The sequence below is a fragment of the Paenibacillus aurantiacus genome (assembly GCF_042431225.1).
Lineage (GTDB): Bacteria > Bacillota > Bacilli > Paenibacillales > Paenibacillaceae > Paenibacillus_Z > Paenibacillus_Z aurantiacus.
The window spans coordinates 324,630-340,013 of record NZ_JBHMDO010000015.1 but is presented as its reverse complement, the minus strand read 5'-3'; the positions used below and the strand labels follow the sequence as shown (position 1 = coordinate 340,013).

The 15,384-nt window shown below is 59.8% G+C and carries 10 protein-coding genes; 4 read left to right on the top strand and 6 right to left on the bottom strand.

Annotated features, from left to right (window positions below; translation table 11 throughout):
• Positions 1-304: 304 nt before the first annotated feature.
• From ACFFSY_RS08375 to ACFFSY_RS08360, 4 genes are all read right to left on the bottom strand, one after another.
• Positions 305-742 (bottom strand): disulfide oxidoreductase, encoded by a 438-nt coding sequence (locus ACFFSY_RS08375; RefSeq protein ID WP_377492729.1) that lies wholly within the window; start codon positions 740-742, stop codon positions 305-307.
• Positions 739-1,473: a DsbA family protein gene (locus tag ACFFSY_RS08370; RefSeq protein ID WP_377492726.1), complete on the bottom strand. Its 735-nt coding sequence runs from the start codon at positions 1,471-1,473 to the stop codon at positions 739-741. The genes ACFFSY_RS08375 and ACFFSY_RS08370 overlap by 4 nt, the downstream gene beginning before the upstream one ends.
• A gap of 740 nt (positions 1,474-2,213) precedes the next feature.
• Positions 2,214-3,500 carry a glycoside hydrolase family 18 protein gene (locus ACFFSY_RS08365; protein WP_377492723.1) on the bottom strand — a complete coding sequence of 429 codons (1,287 nt, stop codon included), beginning with the start codon at positions 3,498-3,500 and terminating at the stop codon, positions 2,214-2,216.
• An 825-nt stretch (positions 3,501-4,325) separates the two neighbouring features.
• Entirely contained in the window at positions 4,326-7,124 is a 2,799-nt protein-coding gene (locus ACFFSY_RS08360) for a multicopper oxidase family protein (RefSeq protein ID WP_377492720.1), read from the bottom strand.
• A gap of 399 nt (positions 7,125-7,523) precedes the next feature.
• Between ACFFSY_RS08360 and ACFFSY_RS08355 the strand changes: the two genes are divergently transcribed.
• On the top strand, positions 7,524-8,909 hold the full coding sequence (locus tag ACFFSY_RS08355; RefSeq protein ID WP_377492847.1) for an amino acid permease: 1,386 nt from the start codon (positions 7,524-7,526) through the stop codon (positions 8,907-8,909).
• 418 nt (positions 8,910-9,327) lie between these two features.
• Here the strand turns inward: ACFFSY_RS08355 and ACFFSY_RS08350 are convergent, their stop codons facing one another.
• Together ACFFSY_RS08350 and ACFFSY_RS08345 are read right to left on the bottom strand one after the other, a co-directional pair.
• Positions 9,328-10,056: a PspA/IM30 family protein gene (locus ACFFSY_RS08350; protein WP_377492717.1), complete on the bottom strand. Its 729-nt coding sequence runs from the start codon at positions 10,054-10,056 to the stop codon at positions 9,328-9,330.
• A gap of 91 nt (positions 10,057-10,147) precedes the next feature.
• Positions 10,148-10,375, bottom strand: coding sequence for a PspC domain-containing protein (locus ACFFSY_RS08345; RefSeq protein ID WP_377492714.1), 228 nt, complete (start codon positions 10,373-10,375; stop codon positions 10,148-10,150).
• A 966-nt stretch (positions 10,376-11,341) separates the two neighbouring features.
• Between ACFFSY_RS08345 and nirB the strand changes: the two genes are divergently transcribed.
• From nirB to ACFFSY_RS08330, 3 genes are read left to right on the top strand one after another with little or no spacing between them, the layout of a single operon-like run.
• On the top strand, positions 11,342-13,771 hold the full coding sequence (gene nirB, locus ACFFSY_RS08340) for a nitrite reductase large subunit NirB (RefSeq protein ID WP_377492711.1): 2,430 nt from the start codon (positions 11,342-11,344) through the stop codon (positions 13,769-13,771).
• Between the two features lie 26 nt (positions 13,772-13,797).
• A complete protein-coding gene (gene nirD / locus ACFFSY_RS08335; RefSeq protein WP_377492845.1) occupies positions 13,798-14,133 on the top strand; it encodes a nitrite reductase small subunit NirD in 336 nt (111 codons plus the stop codon).
• A gap of 37 nt (positions 14,134-14,170) precedes the next feature.
• Positions 14,171-15,355 (top strand): MFS transporter, encoded by a 1,185-nt coding sequence (locus ACFFSY_RS08330; RefSeq protein ID WP_377492708.1) that lies wholly within the window; start codon positions 14,171-14,173, stop codon positions 15,353-15,355.
• Positions 15,356-15,384 lie beyond the last annotated feature (29 nt).

Genomic DNA, 15,384 nt, shown 5'->3' with positions numbered 1-15,384 from the left:
GTGAGCTGTAGAGCATTATCGGGTGCGGAAGTGGGCGGGGAGCGTGCAATAGTGAGCTGTAGCACACTATTAGGTGTGGAAGCAGGCGGGGGGCGAGCGATAGTGAGCTGTAGAGCATTATCGGGTGCGGAAGTGGGCATAGTGCGTGCAATAGTGAGCTGTAGCGCACTTTGGGTGCTGAAGCAGGCGGGTAAAGGGCGAACAGCGAGCTGGCGCGCCATGATCGCCACGACGCCAAAAAAGCCCGGCGCAGCCACCCTCGCACGCGGCGGGGATGGACTGCAACCGGGCTATCGAATCAAGCTTACGCTTCCTCTTCTTCTGCCGTTACTTGTTGTGCGCTTCTTCCCGCGATGAGGAAGATCGTAATCAGGATGAAAGCGATGAGCGCCAGGAATGGAATCGTGACGACGCCGCCGAACCAGTCGAGATAATCCTGGTTGCACGGAATGCCCTGCGTACATGGCAGCACCTTGGCCAGCGCGGGGATCTGCTGCTCCAGATAGTGATAGAGCGAGAATCCGGCGCCGATGATGCTCAGCGGCAGCGCGTATCCGATGATCCCGCGGTCGTTGCGGTAAGCCGCGCGTCCGAGCAGGAGCACGAGCGGATACATCAGGATGCGCTGGTACCAGCATAGCGTGCAGGGCATGAAATCCATCACTTCGCTGAGAAACAGGCTGCCGCCGGTGGCGACAAGCGACACGACCCAGGCAAAATAGAGCGCGTACGACTTGATCATGCAGCGTCCTTGCCGGCTTTCGCGTCGCTAAGCGCCTTCTCGATCGCGGATTTGATCGCGCCGTAGTCCATGACATTGTCGAATTTCTCGCCGTTAATGAAAATCGAAGGCGTTCCCGTCACCTTGGACGAACGCGCCAGGCCATTATGGTCTTCGACCTCGCCTTTATACTTGCCGCTCTCAATGTCGCTGCGGAGTGTGTCGTAATTGACGTCGATCTTGTTGTCCTGCGCCAGTTTGACGAGGAAATCGGCGGTAGCCCATTGCTGGGATTCGGCGCCTTGGTTCTTATAAATCAAATCGTAATACTTCCAGAACTCGTCTTTGTTCTGATGAAAGACGGACTGCGCGGCATAGGCGGCGGTAAAGGAGTCCGGCCCGATGAACGAGAAGTTGGCGAAATACAGGCCGACGTCGCCGGAGTCGACGAAGTCCTTCTCAATCTGCGGCACGATCGTCTGGCTGAATGTTTGGCAGACCGGACATTTGTAGTCGCCGAACTCGACGATCTTGACTGGGGCGTCGGCTTGGCCGCTCAGCGGCAGCGCTTCGTAATCGAAGTCGACGATGTCGCTCGGCTTGAGGACGACGGCGAGCGTGATCAGGCCGACGAATACGACGGCGGTCAATGCCATGACCCAGCGCATGCGCTGCTTCTTCTTCAATGCCTCCTGTTGGCGGATTGTCTTATAATTGGCCTTATTCGCGGCTTTGGCGGTAGCTTTTTGCAACGGAAAAACCTCCAGTATAAAGGATGATGGTAGGAAAGACAGGCCGCGCGTCAAAAAAAGGGAGATTGGCGCATCGGCACACACTACAAATTGTAGTGTTTAAACGATATTTCGTCAAATGACAGACTCGCGAACAAACCCGTTCACGGAAGAACCGGGTGAACCGAGGGGGCGTGGGACGAAAAAACGCCCGCTAACGAAATCGAACGCGAACGCTGCATTCGGGTCCGTCGCCTTCTTCGCAGGGCGACTGCGACGCTGTTCCTTCGAGGTGCGCTAAAGGTGAAGCGCGGCATACATCCGACCGCCGAAAGGCTTATGATCGAAGCCGACGTTCCGGCGTTTAACGTCGTTAGCCTTTCATGTGGGAAATGAATTGTCCCTCCTTCCGCAGGGGGAAGTTTCGGCCGAGGGGCCGTCTATCTGTATCATACTAAATTCAAATGGAAAACGGATTCATTTTATGCAAAAAATTAACGAAAGTGGGGAACGGGTGCATGGAGGGGCGGCAGCTAGTCGGCAGCGCGCGAATAACCCCTAGCCGCGCATGGAGCGCTGGCCAGGGGTTGCGCAAGAGGCTATCGGGGGAGCTTGCAGACGTTCGAACGTCTGCGGCCTGCGCGGATGGGGTAACCGCAACCTTCGCGGGCGTGTAGCGAATATTTCGGGATCTCTTGTTAAACGGTGGATTGCTTCGTCTTCGAGGAGCAGCAGCCTCAGAGACGTCCTTGTTCGCTAGGTTAACGTTTCACGACGTTGAAATTATCCTGGATTAACAGCCAGTTCTGCGGGAAGCTAAGGCCGAGTTTCCAATAGCTGATGCCGCGCAAACCAAGCTCCTTGAGCAGGTCGAATTTGGCTTGAATGGACCGGGCATCCTCGAACCAGACGACGTGTTCTTTGCGGTTGTCGTCCCAATAGCGGAAAGTCGGCGCCTGTGCCGTGTAGTCGTATTCGATCCGGGCGTTCTCGCGCCGGGCGATGTTGATCGCCTCTTGCGGGCTGACGGCGCGCGCGTATTGGCCCCCTTGGACGAACGGCAGCGTCCAGTCGTAGCCATACAGGTTTTGGCCCATCATGATTTTTCTGCCGGGCATCTCGGTCAAGGCATATTCGAGCACGCGCCGTACCGGCCCGATCGGGGATACGGGCATCGCGGGACCGCCGCTGTAGCCCCATTCGTACGTCATGATGATGACGAAATCGACGATTTCGCCGTGCGCTTTGTAATCATGGGCGGTGTACCATTCGCCTGTCTGAGCAGCGCTAGTCTTTGGTGCGAGCGCCGTGGAGATGAGGTAACCTTGCGCGTGCAGACGGGCCGCGGCTTTGCGGAGGAACCGGTTATACGCTTCCCGGTCGGCCGGACGCAGATGCTCGATGTCGAAATGAATGTCGCGGAAGCCAAGCCGCTGCGCGGTGGCGATGATGTTGTCCAGCAGTGTGTTTTGGATCGCCTCATTATTCAGGATGATCTCGCCCAGCTCCGCGCTGAACTGGTCGTTCTCCAGGTTGGTGACGACCATCATCAACGTGACGCCGTGCTGATCTGCAATCGCGCGGAAGTTGTTCAGCAGGGGCGGGGTGAGCGTGCCGTCCCGGTTAATACGGAAGCTGAACGGGGCCAAATACGTCAATTCGGGCGCGGCGTCGCGGACGGACTGCTCGAGCGCCGGCGTGACGCCTGCGCTGCGCGGTTCGACGTAGGCGTTGACCTCCGCGTTCCGCTTGGGACGCGGCGGTATGTACAGGCGCAGCCCGACGATGAGCTGGTTGCTCGCGCCGAGATTGTTGACGCGCGCAAGCGTGGCGGCGTCAGTGCCGAAACGGCTCGCGATCGTGGTCAGCGTGTCGCCGGGCTGCACGAAATAATACCGGCCGACGATCGGAACAACCAGCGCCTGGCCGATAACCAGCGACAGGGCGGGATTGATCTCATTGGCCTCGGCCAGCTCCTGCACCGAAGTGCCGTACGCCTGCGCGATGCCATACAGCGATTGGCCTGGCTGCACGACATGAATTTGCATCGTTCGTCTCCCCCTCATGCGGCGTATCGCCGCTTCGTTTCCCGTTACACAAAACTGCCGTCTAAGCTAACGTATTCGCCGGCGGCGTTCCGCATGACTAGTGGAGGTCGATCCCCCTACCCCCTCCGCCAATGCTGTCAGGTTAAAAGGGGCTCCGCCCCTTTGACCCCGCTTTTGTTGCTCCCTCCCCCTTCCCCCTCCGCTGAGGGGAACCAAGCATATGCTTCCGAAGTGCGCTTTCCGTTGGAAAACGCTCAGACTTCGCCCTCTGGACTCCCCGTTTCGTGCTGGCTCGTTTGTTCGCAGTCGGCGGGTTGCTTCGAGCTGGCACGCTTTTGTCCTCGCGGACAAAGCTTCAGTCGGTTTTGAAGTCAGTCCGAAGTCATAAGCCTGTCAGCTATAGGCCATGGGTGGCTTCACCGGACGTATTTCCTTAACCTGACAGCAGTGGATCGGTGGAAAACGATCGTTTTCGTTCGGGGTACGCTTTTGTCCTTGCGGACAAAGCTTACGACGTCTTGATCCCCTAGGGCTCCGCCCCATCTAGATCAATGCTGTCAGGTTAAGTGCAACGGGACGGAGGAGGAGGTGGATCGTCCGTAGGCCGTCCGAGCCTGCAATAGCAATGCTTATGTCGTTATCAAGGAGCGCACGCATTCTTCACCCGAATGTTTCCTCTTAACCTGACGACATTGCGGCGGAGGGGAAGGAGGAGGCAGTGCGCATGAAGCTTTTGTCCTTGCGGCCAAAGCTTATCTCGCTGTGCGACAAAAAAACGGGCCGGACTCTCGTTAGAGTCCGACCCGCCCTCAAGCGTGTCTCTTTTTATTCGGGGTGGTTCTGCGTCGCGCTGCCGACCGTATACGGGGCGAGTACGCCCTCGTACATGAGATGCATCGACATGCCAGCTTCGGCATGCTGCAAATTGTGGCAATGATCCATCCACAGGCCGGGATTGTCGGCGCGGAAGGCGATCTCGTAGGTTTCCCCCGGCTGCACGTCGAGCGTGTCGGTCCACCACGGACTACCGTCCGCGGCTTCGCCATTGCGTGAGAGCACGAGCGCATGATGGCCGTGCAGATGCATCGGATGATCGACCATGCTGCGATTAACGATTTTGATTTTCACCAGGTCCCCTTCGCGAACCATGTACATCGGGGTATTCGGGAATACGGCACCGTTCATGGTATATAGCTGGTTAAAGACACCGTTATAGAAGCCGAGCTTGTTGTCGATGATCATGTCGAAGGAGCGGTCGAACGTACTCGAGGCATCGAACGGCGTCGCCATGGATTGGCCGTAGTGCAGCGGGTCGAACGCCTCCATCTCGGGAATGGCGGGGAGATCGCCCTTGCCGTCAGGACTCAGGAAGATGCCGAGGTCCTTCCGGCCGCCGACGCTTAGGAACACCGGATCTTCCGGCATGTCGAACGTCAGGTCGTACCTTCCGCCGGTCGTCAGCGTCACTTTCACGTCGCGCAGCTCGCCCGGATCGTTGACGTTAGTGCCGTCGATGGCGGAGACCTGGAAGGCGGTTCCGGTCAACATGTACGACTGGCGGACCCAGTCGTCGGTGTTAATGAGACGCATCCGGACGGGCGTTCCCGGCTGGACGTCGAACCGCTGCACGCCGTCGTTCGCGCCGATCGCGAACGTGCTCCCCCACAGGTGCGTCATGACGGTAAAATCCCGCTCGCCTTCAATCGCAACCGCATTTGCCGAGAAGAGGGTGTCGCCCTCGCTGTTCGCGTCATCCGTGCCGTCTTGGAGGCTATCGGCTGGCGTCGTCCCTTCGGCGGCTAAAGTGTTAACCTCGCCTTTCGGCGCAAAGGACGGCTGGTACGCGGCCAAAGTGAAGCCGTCGTCGGACGAGGGGCCATTCGCCAAAGCCAGTGTCGCGTCATCGCCGGATCCGATATCGAAGGAGGGCGTCTTGGTTTCTAGTTGATCCTGCGTCGTTCCCGGCTTCGTCTGCAGCCCGCCGGCATCCTTCGGCTGTAGCGCGCTTGATGGCGGGTTGGTTGTCCGCGCGGCGCCGTCGTCCTTCGAATCGGTTGTGTTCGGAGCTTCGGGCTGCGTCCCGGCTGAGGCATCCTCCGTCTTCGGGCGGGCGAGGTCGAGCAGACCTTCTTCATCCAGGTCGAAATCGGCATCGGAGCCGGTTTCGTGATCGGCGATTCCGTCAGCAGGCGCTTCCGTCGCGTCGGTCGGCGCCGTTCCTTCCGCGGGTAATGCCGGTTCGCTGGTGGCCGCGCCCGAAGCAGCATTCGTCCCGTTGTCGGTGGTCCCGTTAGGTGTCGTTATCGTATCTGTCGCGAACGCGTCGTCGGAATTTTCGTTAGGTTCCGTTCCCGGCACTTCTTCCGCGCCGCCCGGAACATCGTTCATATCCGTCGCCCCGTCCGGCTCTTGAACATCCATATCCGCGCTCGCGGCCGGATCGACGATCAAGGCGCCGAACAGTCCTTTGGCGACGGCTTCTCTCGAATGCTGGTGCGAATGGTACCAGTATGTGCCGGTCTGTTCGGCGATAAAACGGTACGTATGCGACTCGCCCGGCATGACGGCGTTCTGCGTGGCTCCGGCTACGCCATCTTCGGCGTTCGGCACGTCGAGGCCGTGCCAATGGATCGTGGCGCCGCCTTCGATATCTTTGTTCACGAGCGTGACTTCGATCAGCTCGCCTTGCTTCATCCGCAGCTGCGGACCGGGAATTTGGCCGTTGAACGTCCACGCTTCCACGGATTTGCCAGAGCTGAGGCGGACGGTCTTCTTCTCGGCGGTGAGCGTGAAACGCTGATCAGGTTCGCCTTCCCGAGGTCCGGTCAGGTCGGAGACGAATACGGAACCGGGCGCGGCGGCTTCCACCCCGTGCGCATGGGCGAGCGTCGCGCCTCCGCCGAAATCAGCCGGGCCGCTGGTCATATCGACCGTTGCCGGCAGAAAGCTGGTCTCCCGGGCCAGGTATCCGAGCGGCACGGCGATGGCCGCGAGCAAGATCGCCGCGCCGAATCCGGCGGCTGCGCTGCGCCAAGGACGCGAGACGACGGGGGTCTCCGTCACGGCGATTTTGCGCGAACGGCGGCGGTGTTTGACCCCGAGGCCGTACCAGACCAGCAGTACGACCGCGACGGGAATCCCCGCGTCTAGCCAATCGAACGGCGCGGCCATTGTCATGGCGAGCAGGAACACGGCGGCTGCGCTCCAAGCCAGCGCTTGGAACGGCGCGACGATGCCTGGCTGCGACGCGCGCCCAAGCGTCTCGCTGGTAAGCGGCGTCTCCTCTTCGTAACGGGATAGCTCCCGGCGGAGCATAAGCAGCTTCGGCACCGCGACGAACCAGGCGGCCAGCAGCGGCAGCGCGGTCATCGGCGCCAGAATGAACAGTCGATCCTGCCAATAGACGGGATCGAACTGCTGCATGAGCAGGGCGGCCGCCGCTGCTTGCGCCGCAACCGGCAAGGTCAGGATGAACGTCCACGTAATTAGTTTGCGTGCCTTGCGGTGCATGCGCGGCGCGGAGCCGCTGTATACGAGCCGGGACGCTTTCGTCCCGGCGATCCAGCCGAGCACCAGCAGCAAGAACGGCGCTCCGAGCGTGAGTCCAACGAATAAACTATACAACCCCAACAACCTCCTAAATCATAAGAACGCTACAGGCGTTCATCTCTAATCCCCAGTTTACCGCCGCGAGGATAGCGGCCGGAACGGACGCGGGAATGGTTTGCGACCTAGACCTTGGCCTGGGGAGCGGTTGGCTGCGAGGCGGGACAGTTATTTATTTACAGTTGCATAATGCCGATTGTTTTTCTTACAATATACGCTGGTTAAAATTTGCGTATCCGAAGCAAGCTAGTGGCAAGTATCCCGCTTTTTGGGCGCTTGCCTACTCCTGCAGACTTCGATTCTATACGTATACATCAGGGAGTGTGAAACAACAGCGTGGATCAGCAACACGACAATCGCAAGACAAGTGCAGCCCCGGGCTCCGGCGGTCTGCGCAGAGGTTTGAAGGCCCGTCATATGACGATGATTTCGCTGGGCGGCTCCATCGGGACAGGGCTATTCCTCGCCAGCGGCGGGGCCATTCATTCCGCGGGACCGGGCGGCGCGCTGCTCGCCTACCTGCTTATCGGCATTATGGTGTATTTTCTCATGACCAGCCTTGGCGAAATGGCGACGTATATGCCGGTGTCCGGCACGTTCAGCACCTACGCGTCGCGTTTCGTCGACCCTTCGTTCGGGTTCGCGATCGGGTGGAACTATTGGTATAACTGGGCGATTACGATCGCCGCCGAGCTGTCGGCCGCGACGATGATCATGAAATTTTGGTTCCCGGACAGCTCCTCGTTCCTCTGGTGCGCGCTGTTCCTGATCGTGATGGTCGGTCTGAATTTGTTGTCGGTCAAAGGGTTCGGGGAATCCGAGTATTGGTTCGCTATGATCAAAATCGTGACGGTCGTCGTGTTCATCGGCATTGGCTTGCTCATGCTCATCGGGATCTGGGGCGGGGAATCGGTCGGATTCACGGCCATGACCGATACGCCGTTCCCGGGCGGCTTCCTCGCCGTGCTTGGCGTGTTCATGGCGGCGGGCTTCTCTTTCCAAGGGACGGAGCTGATCGGCGTCGCGGCAGGCGAGAGCGAGAACCCGCGCGAATCGATTCCGCGGGCGATCCGCTCGATTTTCTGGCGGATTCTGCTGTTCTACATCCTCGCGATTCTCGTCATCGGGCTGTTGATTCCTTATGCAGACGAGCGGCTCGCGAGCGATGCGATCGCGACTAGTCCGTTCACGATTATTTTCGAGAAAGCGGGCCTCAGCATTGCTGCCTCCGTCATGAATGCGGTTATCCTGACGTCCGTGCTGTCGGCCGGCAACTCCGGCATGTACGCGTCGACCCGGATGCTGTGGACGCTGGCGAAAGAAGGCAAGGCGCCGCGTTTCCTCGCGCGTCTGTCCAAGAACGGCGTGCCGGTGCTCGCGCTGGCCGTCACGGCGGCCCTCGGTACCCTCGCGTTCTTCTCGTCGTTATTCGGCGACGGCGCTGTCTATGTGTGGCTGCTGAACGCTTCCGGGATGTCCGGCTTCATCGTATGGCTCGGCATCGCGATTAGCCATTATCGGTTCCGCAAAGCTTACGTCGCGCAGGGGCGCTCACTGGCTGACCTGCCGTACCGCGCCAAATGGTTCCCGTTCGGCCCGCTCCTCGCGATGGTGCTCTGCATCATTGTCATTATCGGCCAAAGTTACGGCGCGTTGTCGGACGGCGAGGTGGACTGGCCATATCTGTTCGCCTCGTATATCGGCATTCCGCTGTTCTTGGTGCTTTGGCTCGGCCATAAGTGGAAGCATCGCACCCGGCTGCTGAAGCTGAATGAGTGCAAGTTGGATGGTTCGCAAGAGTAGCAGCAGCAAGGAAGTCCGTTGTCGCCGGTCGGCGATGGCGGGCTTTTTATGTTGGCGGCGGTTGGAGGGGGCGGCGTCGACCATTAGCGGCCGGGCAAAGTAGGCACAATAGCGGTGCCCCGCCGACTATTAGCGGACTGTCGGGCGAAGCGGACGCAATAGCGGGTACCAACCGACTATTAGAGAGCCGCTGGGCGAAGCGGGCGTAAATAGCGGTGCCCCGCCGACTATTAGCGGACTGTCGGGCGAAGCGGGCACAAATAGCGGTATCCAGCCGACTATTGGCGGACAATCAAGGCGGAGGAGCTGCGAACGGCCCAACGAGCGAGCTCATTGTGCAGGCACGCCGGCGATCCGCTTCAATCCGCAATAGCTGCAAAAAAAGTCCACCAGCCCCAAGGGCCGGTGGACTTTCGCATTACTCCGAAGCTTGCTTCTTGCGCAGCAGCTCCAGCTGCTCGGCGATGAGCGCTTCTTTCGCCGGGTCAGCTGCCGCGGGTACGCCCGCGCTTGCTGGCGTGCCGTACGCGCCGTGGCTGCCGTAAGGCGTGCCGGCGTAAGGCGCCTGCTTGCCGGACAGTTCGAGGCGAGCTTCGAGCTGATGGATCTTCTCCTCCATCCGCTGGAAGCCGCGCGCCGCGGAACCGCCTTCCAGGTAGGAACTTGGGCCGCTGCTGAAGCTTGGCATCGATGTACGAGCCTTCGCTTCGGCTTGCTCGACGCGGGCGACGAGCTCGGTCCGTTTCTTCACCATGACTTCCAGCTCGGCTTTCGCGCTGTCGAGCTTGTAGGTCAATTCGTCCTTGCGTGCCAAGGCTTGATGGTGCCACTCCAGTTGGAGAGCGGCTTTCTCGGCGTAGTGCAGCTTCGCGGCGAGCGCTTCGCGCGCCTCGGCTTCGCGGTCTGCGGCAAGCGCTTCGGCGGCTTTCGCCTCGTAGTGCTCCGCCAGGCGAGTGTGCTCCGCATGCTGCTGCTTGAAGCCGCGCGCCGCCGCCTCTTGGCGGGCGATCTCGGCTTGCACCTGGCCGATTTCTTGCTCGGCGTCGCGAATATATTGGTTCATCATCAGCACGGGGCTTTCGAGTTTCTCCAGCACCTCATGCGCTGCGGCTTTCGTCAAGTTCACAATACGTTCGAATACTCCCATTTCAAACACTCCTTTTAGGTTGGATAAGCGTAGTTAGGTGGACAATTCGCGGATGCATCCCGCGATGGCATTTGAGCTGCGAGCGGTTGAATTAGAAGCGGTGGTACATCGCTTCGTCGTAGAAGCCCGTCATCTCCGGTTCTTTCGGAATTACGACCGCGGCCAGAGCGTAGACCAGCAGCACGCTGCCGAAGCTGAAGAGGGCCGTGACGATCAGCGCCAGACGAAGAATCGTGGCATCAAAGCCGAGGTACTGGGCGAAGCCGCCGCACACGCCGGCCAGCTTGCTGTCTGTTCTTGAACGGAATAAACGTTTCATCGATACATCGCTCCTTTAGTAGTTGGGAACTCTTTGCGATTAAGCTTCGTTTCGGTTGCGTTGTTCTTATGGCTTAATTGTAGACGGAATGGAAAGAAGAGATAACAGTCCAGCGACGGTTTTTGGAACTGGCCTTGAGGCGGGGGCGATGTAAGACCCCGGTACGGCTGGGCGGATATGCGGGCTGCAAAGTGGGCCGATGAAGCGTCGTGAAGGAGGGGGCTGGGCGGTTCTCAGTCCCGAGCCCCATGCGCATGCCCCTATGGAAGGAGAAAAGAACGCTCTAGGTGAAGACCCGCATTTGCGGGCCGACTTCGCCATGAGCGTTCTTTTTTCGTGCGCGCCAAGAGTGATACGGACCAACGCGATGCGTGCGCGAGCTCTTTTCCTAATAAAGAGGACTGCGATTTGACGCTCGTCGTGCCGCTGTGACCGGTTGAAGACCAGGTTGCCATGTTAGCTTTCGCCGCGTGTTCACGCTTCCTGTACCATTTCGGCGCATCCGGCATTTTCAGAAAATCACGCCTCGTACCTGCCTATTCGCTTCGTAAAAAATCACAAAACGAACAGATGTCTTCGCGGTACCTGTCTAGCTTTTGTGAAATGTTCACAATCATGTTAGGGAACTTGACGTCATTTTGGGGTAGGGTGACCATGGATAGGCAGCAAAACGTGTGAAAATGTAAGGGGTTACAAAGAGTTGTGAGATGGCGTTTACGCCAATCGCGAACGTTTACTAGGCGCGTCAGGTATAACGTACGCTTACAACTGTGCACCTGGGCGATAAAAAATAATTATTTCGTTAATTGTTGCCAAATTCGCAACTCTGAGCTAAAGTATGAATAATTAATGTTAGATAACATCACATAAACGGAAGGGAACATGCTGTTCCAAGGTAAATGTTAGTTCAAACGGGAAAATGGTAACATGTCATGTTATATATTTGGGTAGGAGTGTGGAGCTCAGATGAAAAAGAAACTTGTGTTGGTAGGCAACGGAATGGCCGGCGTGAACTGCATCGAGCAGCTGCTGAAGCTGGCGCCGAACCGGTATGACATTACGATTTTCGGCAGCGAGCCGCATCCCAACTACAACCGCATCCTGCTCTCCTCGGTGCTGGCGGGCGACGCGGACATGAAGGATATCGTGATCAACGAACGCTCCTGGTACGCGGAGAACGGCATCGCGCTTCATACGAGCCACACGGTAACCGGTATCGACCCCGTCAAGAAGACGGTCACGACGGATAAAGGATTTAGCACGGCATACGACGAGCTGATCATCGCGACGGGTTCCAACGCGTTCATGCTTCCGGTGCCGGGGGCGGATAAGGAAGGCGTCATCGCGTTCCGCGACATCAAGGACTGCGAGACGATGATGGATACGGCCAAACAATATAAGAAAGCGGTCGTGATCGGCGGCGGCTTGCTCGGTCTCGAAGCGGCGCGCGGGCTGCTGAACCTCAACATGGACGTGACGGTCGTGCACAAGCACCCCTTCCTCATGGAGCGCCAGCTGGACCAGACGGCTTCGATCCTGCTTCGCAAGGAGCTGGAGGCGCAGGGCATGCGGTTCCTGATGAGCAAGAATACAGAGCAGATTTTGGGCAGAAAGCGCGTCAACGCGATCCGGTTCAGCGACGGAACGAGCGAAGAGGCGGACCTGGTCGTCATGGCGATCGGCATCCGGCCGAACATCGCGCTGGCCCGCAGCACGGGCATTACGATCAATCAAGGCATCGTGGTCAACGACTTCATGGAGACGAACATCCCGCATATTCACGCGGTCGGCGAGTGCGCGGAGCATAACGGGGTTGCCTACGGTTTGGTCGCGCCGCTCTACGAGCAAGGCGCAGTCATCGCCAAACGGCTGGCGGGCGTCGAGACGGACGGCTATCACGGCTCGGTCGTCTCCACGAAGCTCAAGGTATCGGGCGTCGATGTGTTCTCCGCCGGCGTGTACGCCGACCGGCCGGATACGCGTTCGGTGCGGGTGCAGGACGATTTCGCGGGCATCTACAAGAAAGCAGTCATCCAGGACGGCAAGGTCATCGGCGCGGTGCTCTTCGGCGACATCGGGGACGGTTCGAGATTGTTCAAAATGATCCGCACCGGCGAGGACGTCACCGGCCGCGAACGCGAGGTGCTGATCCCCTCCTCCGGCGCCCCGGCGAAATCCGGCGCCGATCTGGTCGCGGAGATGCCGGACGACGAGATCGTCTGCGGCTGTAACGGGGTATCGAAGGGCGCGATCGTGGGCGCGATTAAAGAGAAGGGCTGCTCAAGCATTGGCGATATCAAAGCGTGCACGAAGGCATCGGCCTCCTGCGGCGGCTGCAAACCGCTCGTCGGCGACGTGCTGACGTACGTGCTCGGCGCGGACGGCGTCAAGACGGTGAAGGAAGGCATGTGCGGCTGCACGACGCTCGGCCGGGACGAAGTGGTCGAGGCGATCCGCGGCATGCACTTGACGACGTCCAAAGAAGTGATGAACGTGCTCGGCTGGGCGAACGAGGAAGGCTGCTCGAAGTGCCGCCCGGCGCTCAACTACTACCTTGGCATGGCATGGCCGGATGAGCACGAAGACGAGCGGGAATCGCGCTTCGTCAATGAGCGCAACCACGCCAACATCCAGAAGGACGGCACTTATTCCGTCGTGCCGCGGATGTACGGCGGCGTGACGACGCCGGAGGACCTGAAGAAGATCGCGGACATCGCGCTGAAATACAACGTGCCGCTCGTGAAGATGACCGGCGGCCAGCGGATCGACTTGCTCGGCGTGAAGAAGGAAGATCTGCCGGGCATGTGGGCGGACCTGGATATGCCGTCGGGTTACGCATACGGCAAGACGCTGCGTACGGTCAAGACGTGCGTCGGCGAGACGTTCTGCCGCTTCGGCACGCAGGACGCGATGGGCATGGGCATCAAGCTCGAGAAGAAATTCGAGCGGCTGAGCGCCCCGGCGAAGGTGAAGATGGCGGTCTCCGGCTGCCCGCGCAACTGCGCCGAGGCGACGATCAAGGACTTCGGCGTGGTGGCGATCGACGGCGGCTGGGAGCTGTACGTCGGCGGCAACGGCGGCACGAAGCTGCGCGGCTGCGACCTGCTCACGAAGGTGAAGACCGAGGACGAGGTCATCGAGTGGAGCGGGGCCTACGTTCAGTTCTACCGGGAGACCGGTAAATACAACGAACGCACGAGCGAGTGGGTCGAACGGATGGGTCTGGATACGATCAAGGCGGCGCTGGAGAAGAAGGAAGACCGCCTGGCGCTCATGGAACGCATCGAGCACGCGCTCAGCCTGACGAAGGATCCATGGAAAGAAATCATCGAGAAACGCGAGCTGAACGAGACATTCGTGCCGATGAGCGAAGAGACGCCTGCGACCGCAGGGTAAGGAGAGGGGCCAAGATGACCATGACGATGAAACGAATCCATATTGGCAACGTGGGCGACATCAAGGAGAAGCGGGCGCGGGTCGTCCGGATCGGGGAACTGGAGATAGCGGTATTCAAAATGACGGGCGGCGAGCTCAGGGCGATCGAGAATCGCTGCCCCCACAAGGGCGGCAAGCTGTCGGAAGGCATCGTATGCGACCATCACGTCTTCTGTCCGCTGCACGACTGGAAAATCAGCCTGCGCGAGGGCCTCGCGCAGGCGCCGGACGAAGGCTGCGTGACGACGTTCCCGATTGAAATCGACGCGGCGAGCGGCGAGCTGTGGCTCAGCCTGCCGGAGGAAAGCACGATCGCTTCTTAGAGACGTAAGAGGCAAGCGAAAGCGGAGGAGAAAGCATATGGGGAAGAAACAGGGCAATCAGGCACAGGCATTGTGGTATTCGACCATCGCGATGGCGGCGTCCTTCGTGATTTGGAATATGCTCGCGCCCCTCGCGGCGCAGCTTAGCGAGCTGTACCGGCTCAGCGGATTTCAGAAGAGCGCGCTGATTGCGGCGCCGGTGCTGCTCGGCTCGGTCATGCGGATTCCGATGGGGATCCTGACGGACCGGTACGGCGGGCGCAGGGTGTTCGCGTTGACGATGCTGTTCCTTATCCTTCCGCTCCTGGCGGCCAGCTTCGCGAGCTCCTTCTCGGCGATGCTGCTGTGCGCTCTGTTTCTGGGCATGGGCGGATCGACGTTCGCGATTTCGCTCACGTACGTATCCCGCTGGTATCCGCCGGAGAAGCAGGGCTTCGTCCTCGGGCTTGCCGGACTTGGCAACCTCGGCGTCGCGGCGGCAAGCTACGGCGTGCCGGTGCTTCACGGCTACATCGGACTGGACGGCGTGTTCTATAGTTTGGCGGGGATGATCACGGTCGTAGCCGTGCTGTTCTGGCTATTCGCCGCCGACGCGCCGAAGCCGGCCAAACCGAAGACGCTCCTTCAATCGATGCAGGTGCTGAAAGTGAAATCGACGTGGGCCTTGTCCTTCTATTATTCGCTTACGTTCGGCGGCTTCGTGGCGTTCAGCGTCTACCTGCCGACCTTCTTGAAGGAACTGTTCGGCCTGTCCGCGGCGGAAGCGGGGCTTCGGACGGCGGCGTTCGTGCTGGCCGCGACGCTCATCCGTCCATGTGGCGGCTATCTGGCCGACCGGTTCGGCTCGCGGCGGGTGCTGACGGCGGTCTTCGCGGGCATTGCGCTCTCGGGGCTTGCGATCGCGCTATCGCTGGATCAAGCGGGATCGTTCACGGTTAGCTTCCTGATCATGGCTTGTTTCTTGGGGATCGGGAACGGAGCGGTATTCAAAATGGTGCCGGAAGTATCGCCGGCCGATACCGGCGCGGTAACGGGCATCGTCGGCGCGGCCGGCGGCCTGGGCGGGTTCTTCCCGCCGCTGGCGCTCGGCGTCATTCAAGATGTGAGCGGCTCGTATACGTTCGGCTTCGCGCTGCTGATTGCGTTCGCCTGCATATGCCTGGGGGTCAATCAGCTGGCCCTTCGAATTAGACAAGAGAAAACGGCGGTCACGGCTCCCTGAGACGGATCTGGCGTCCGGCGGCGCTGCTT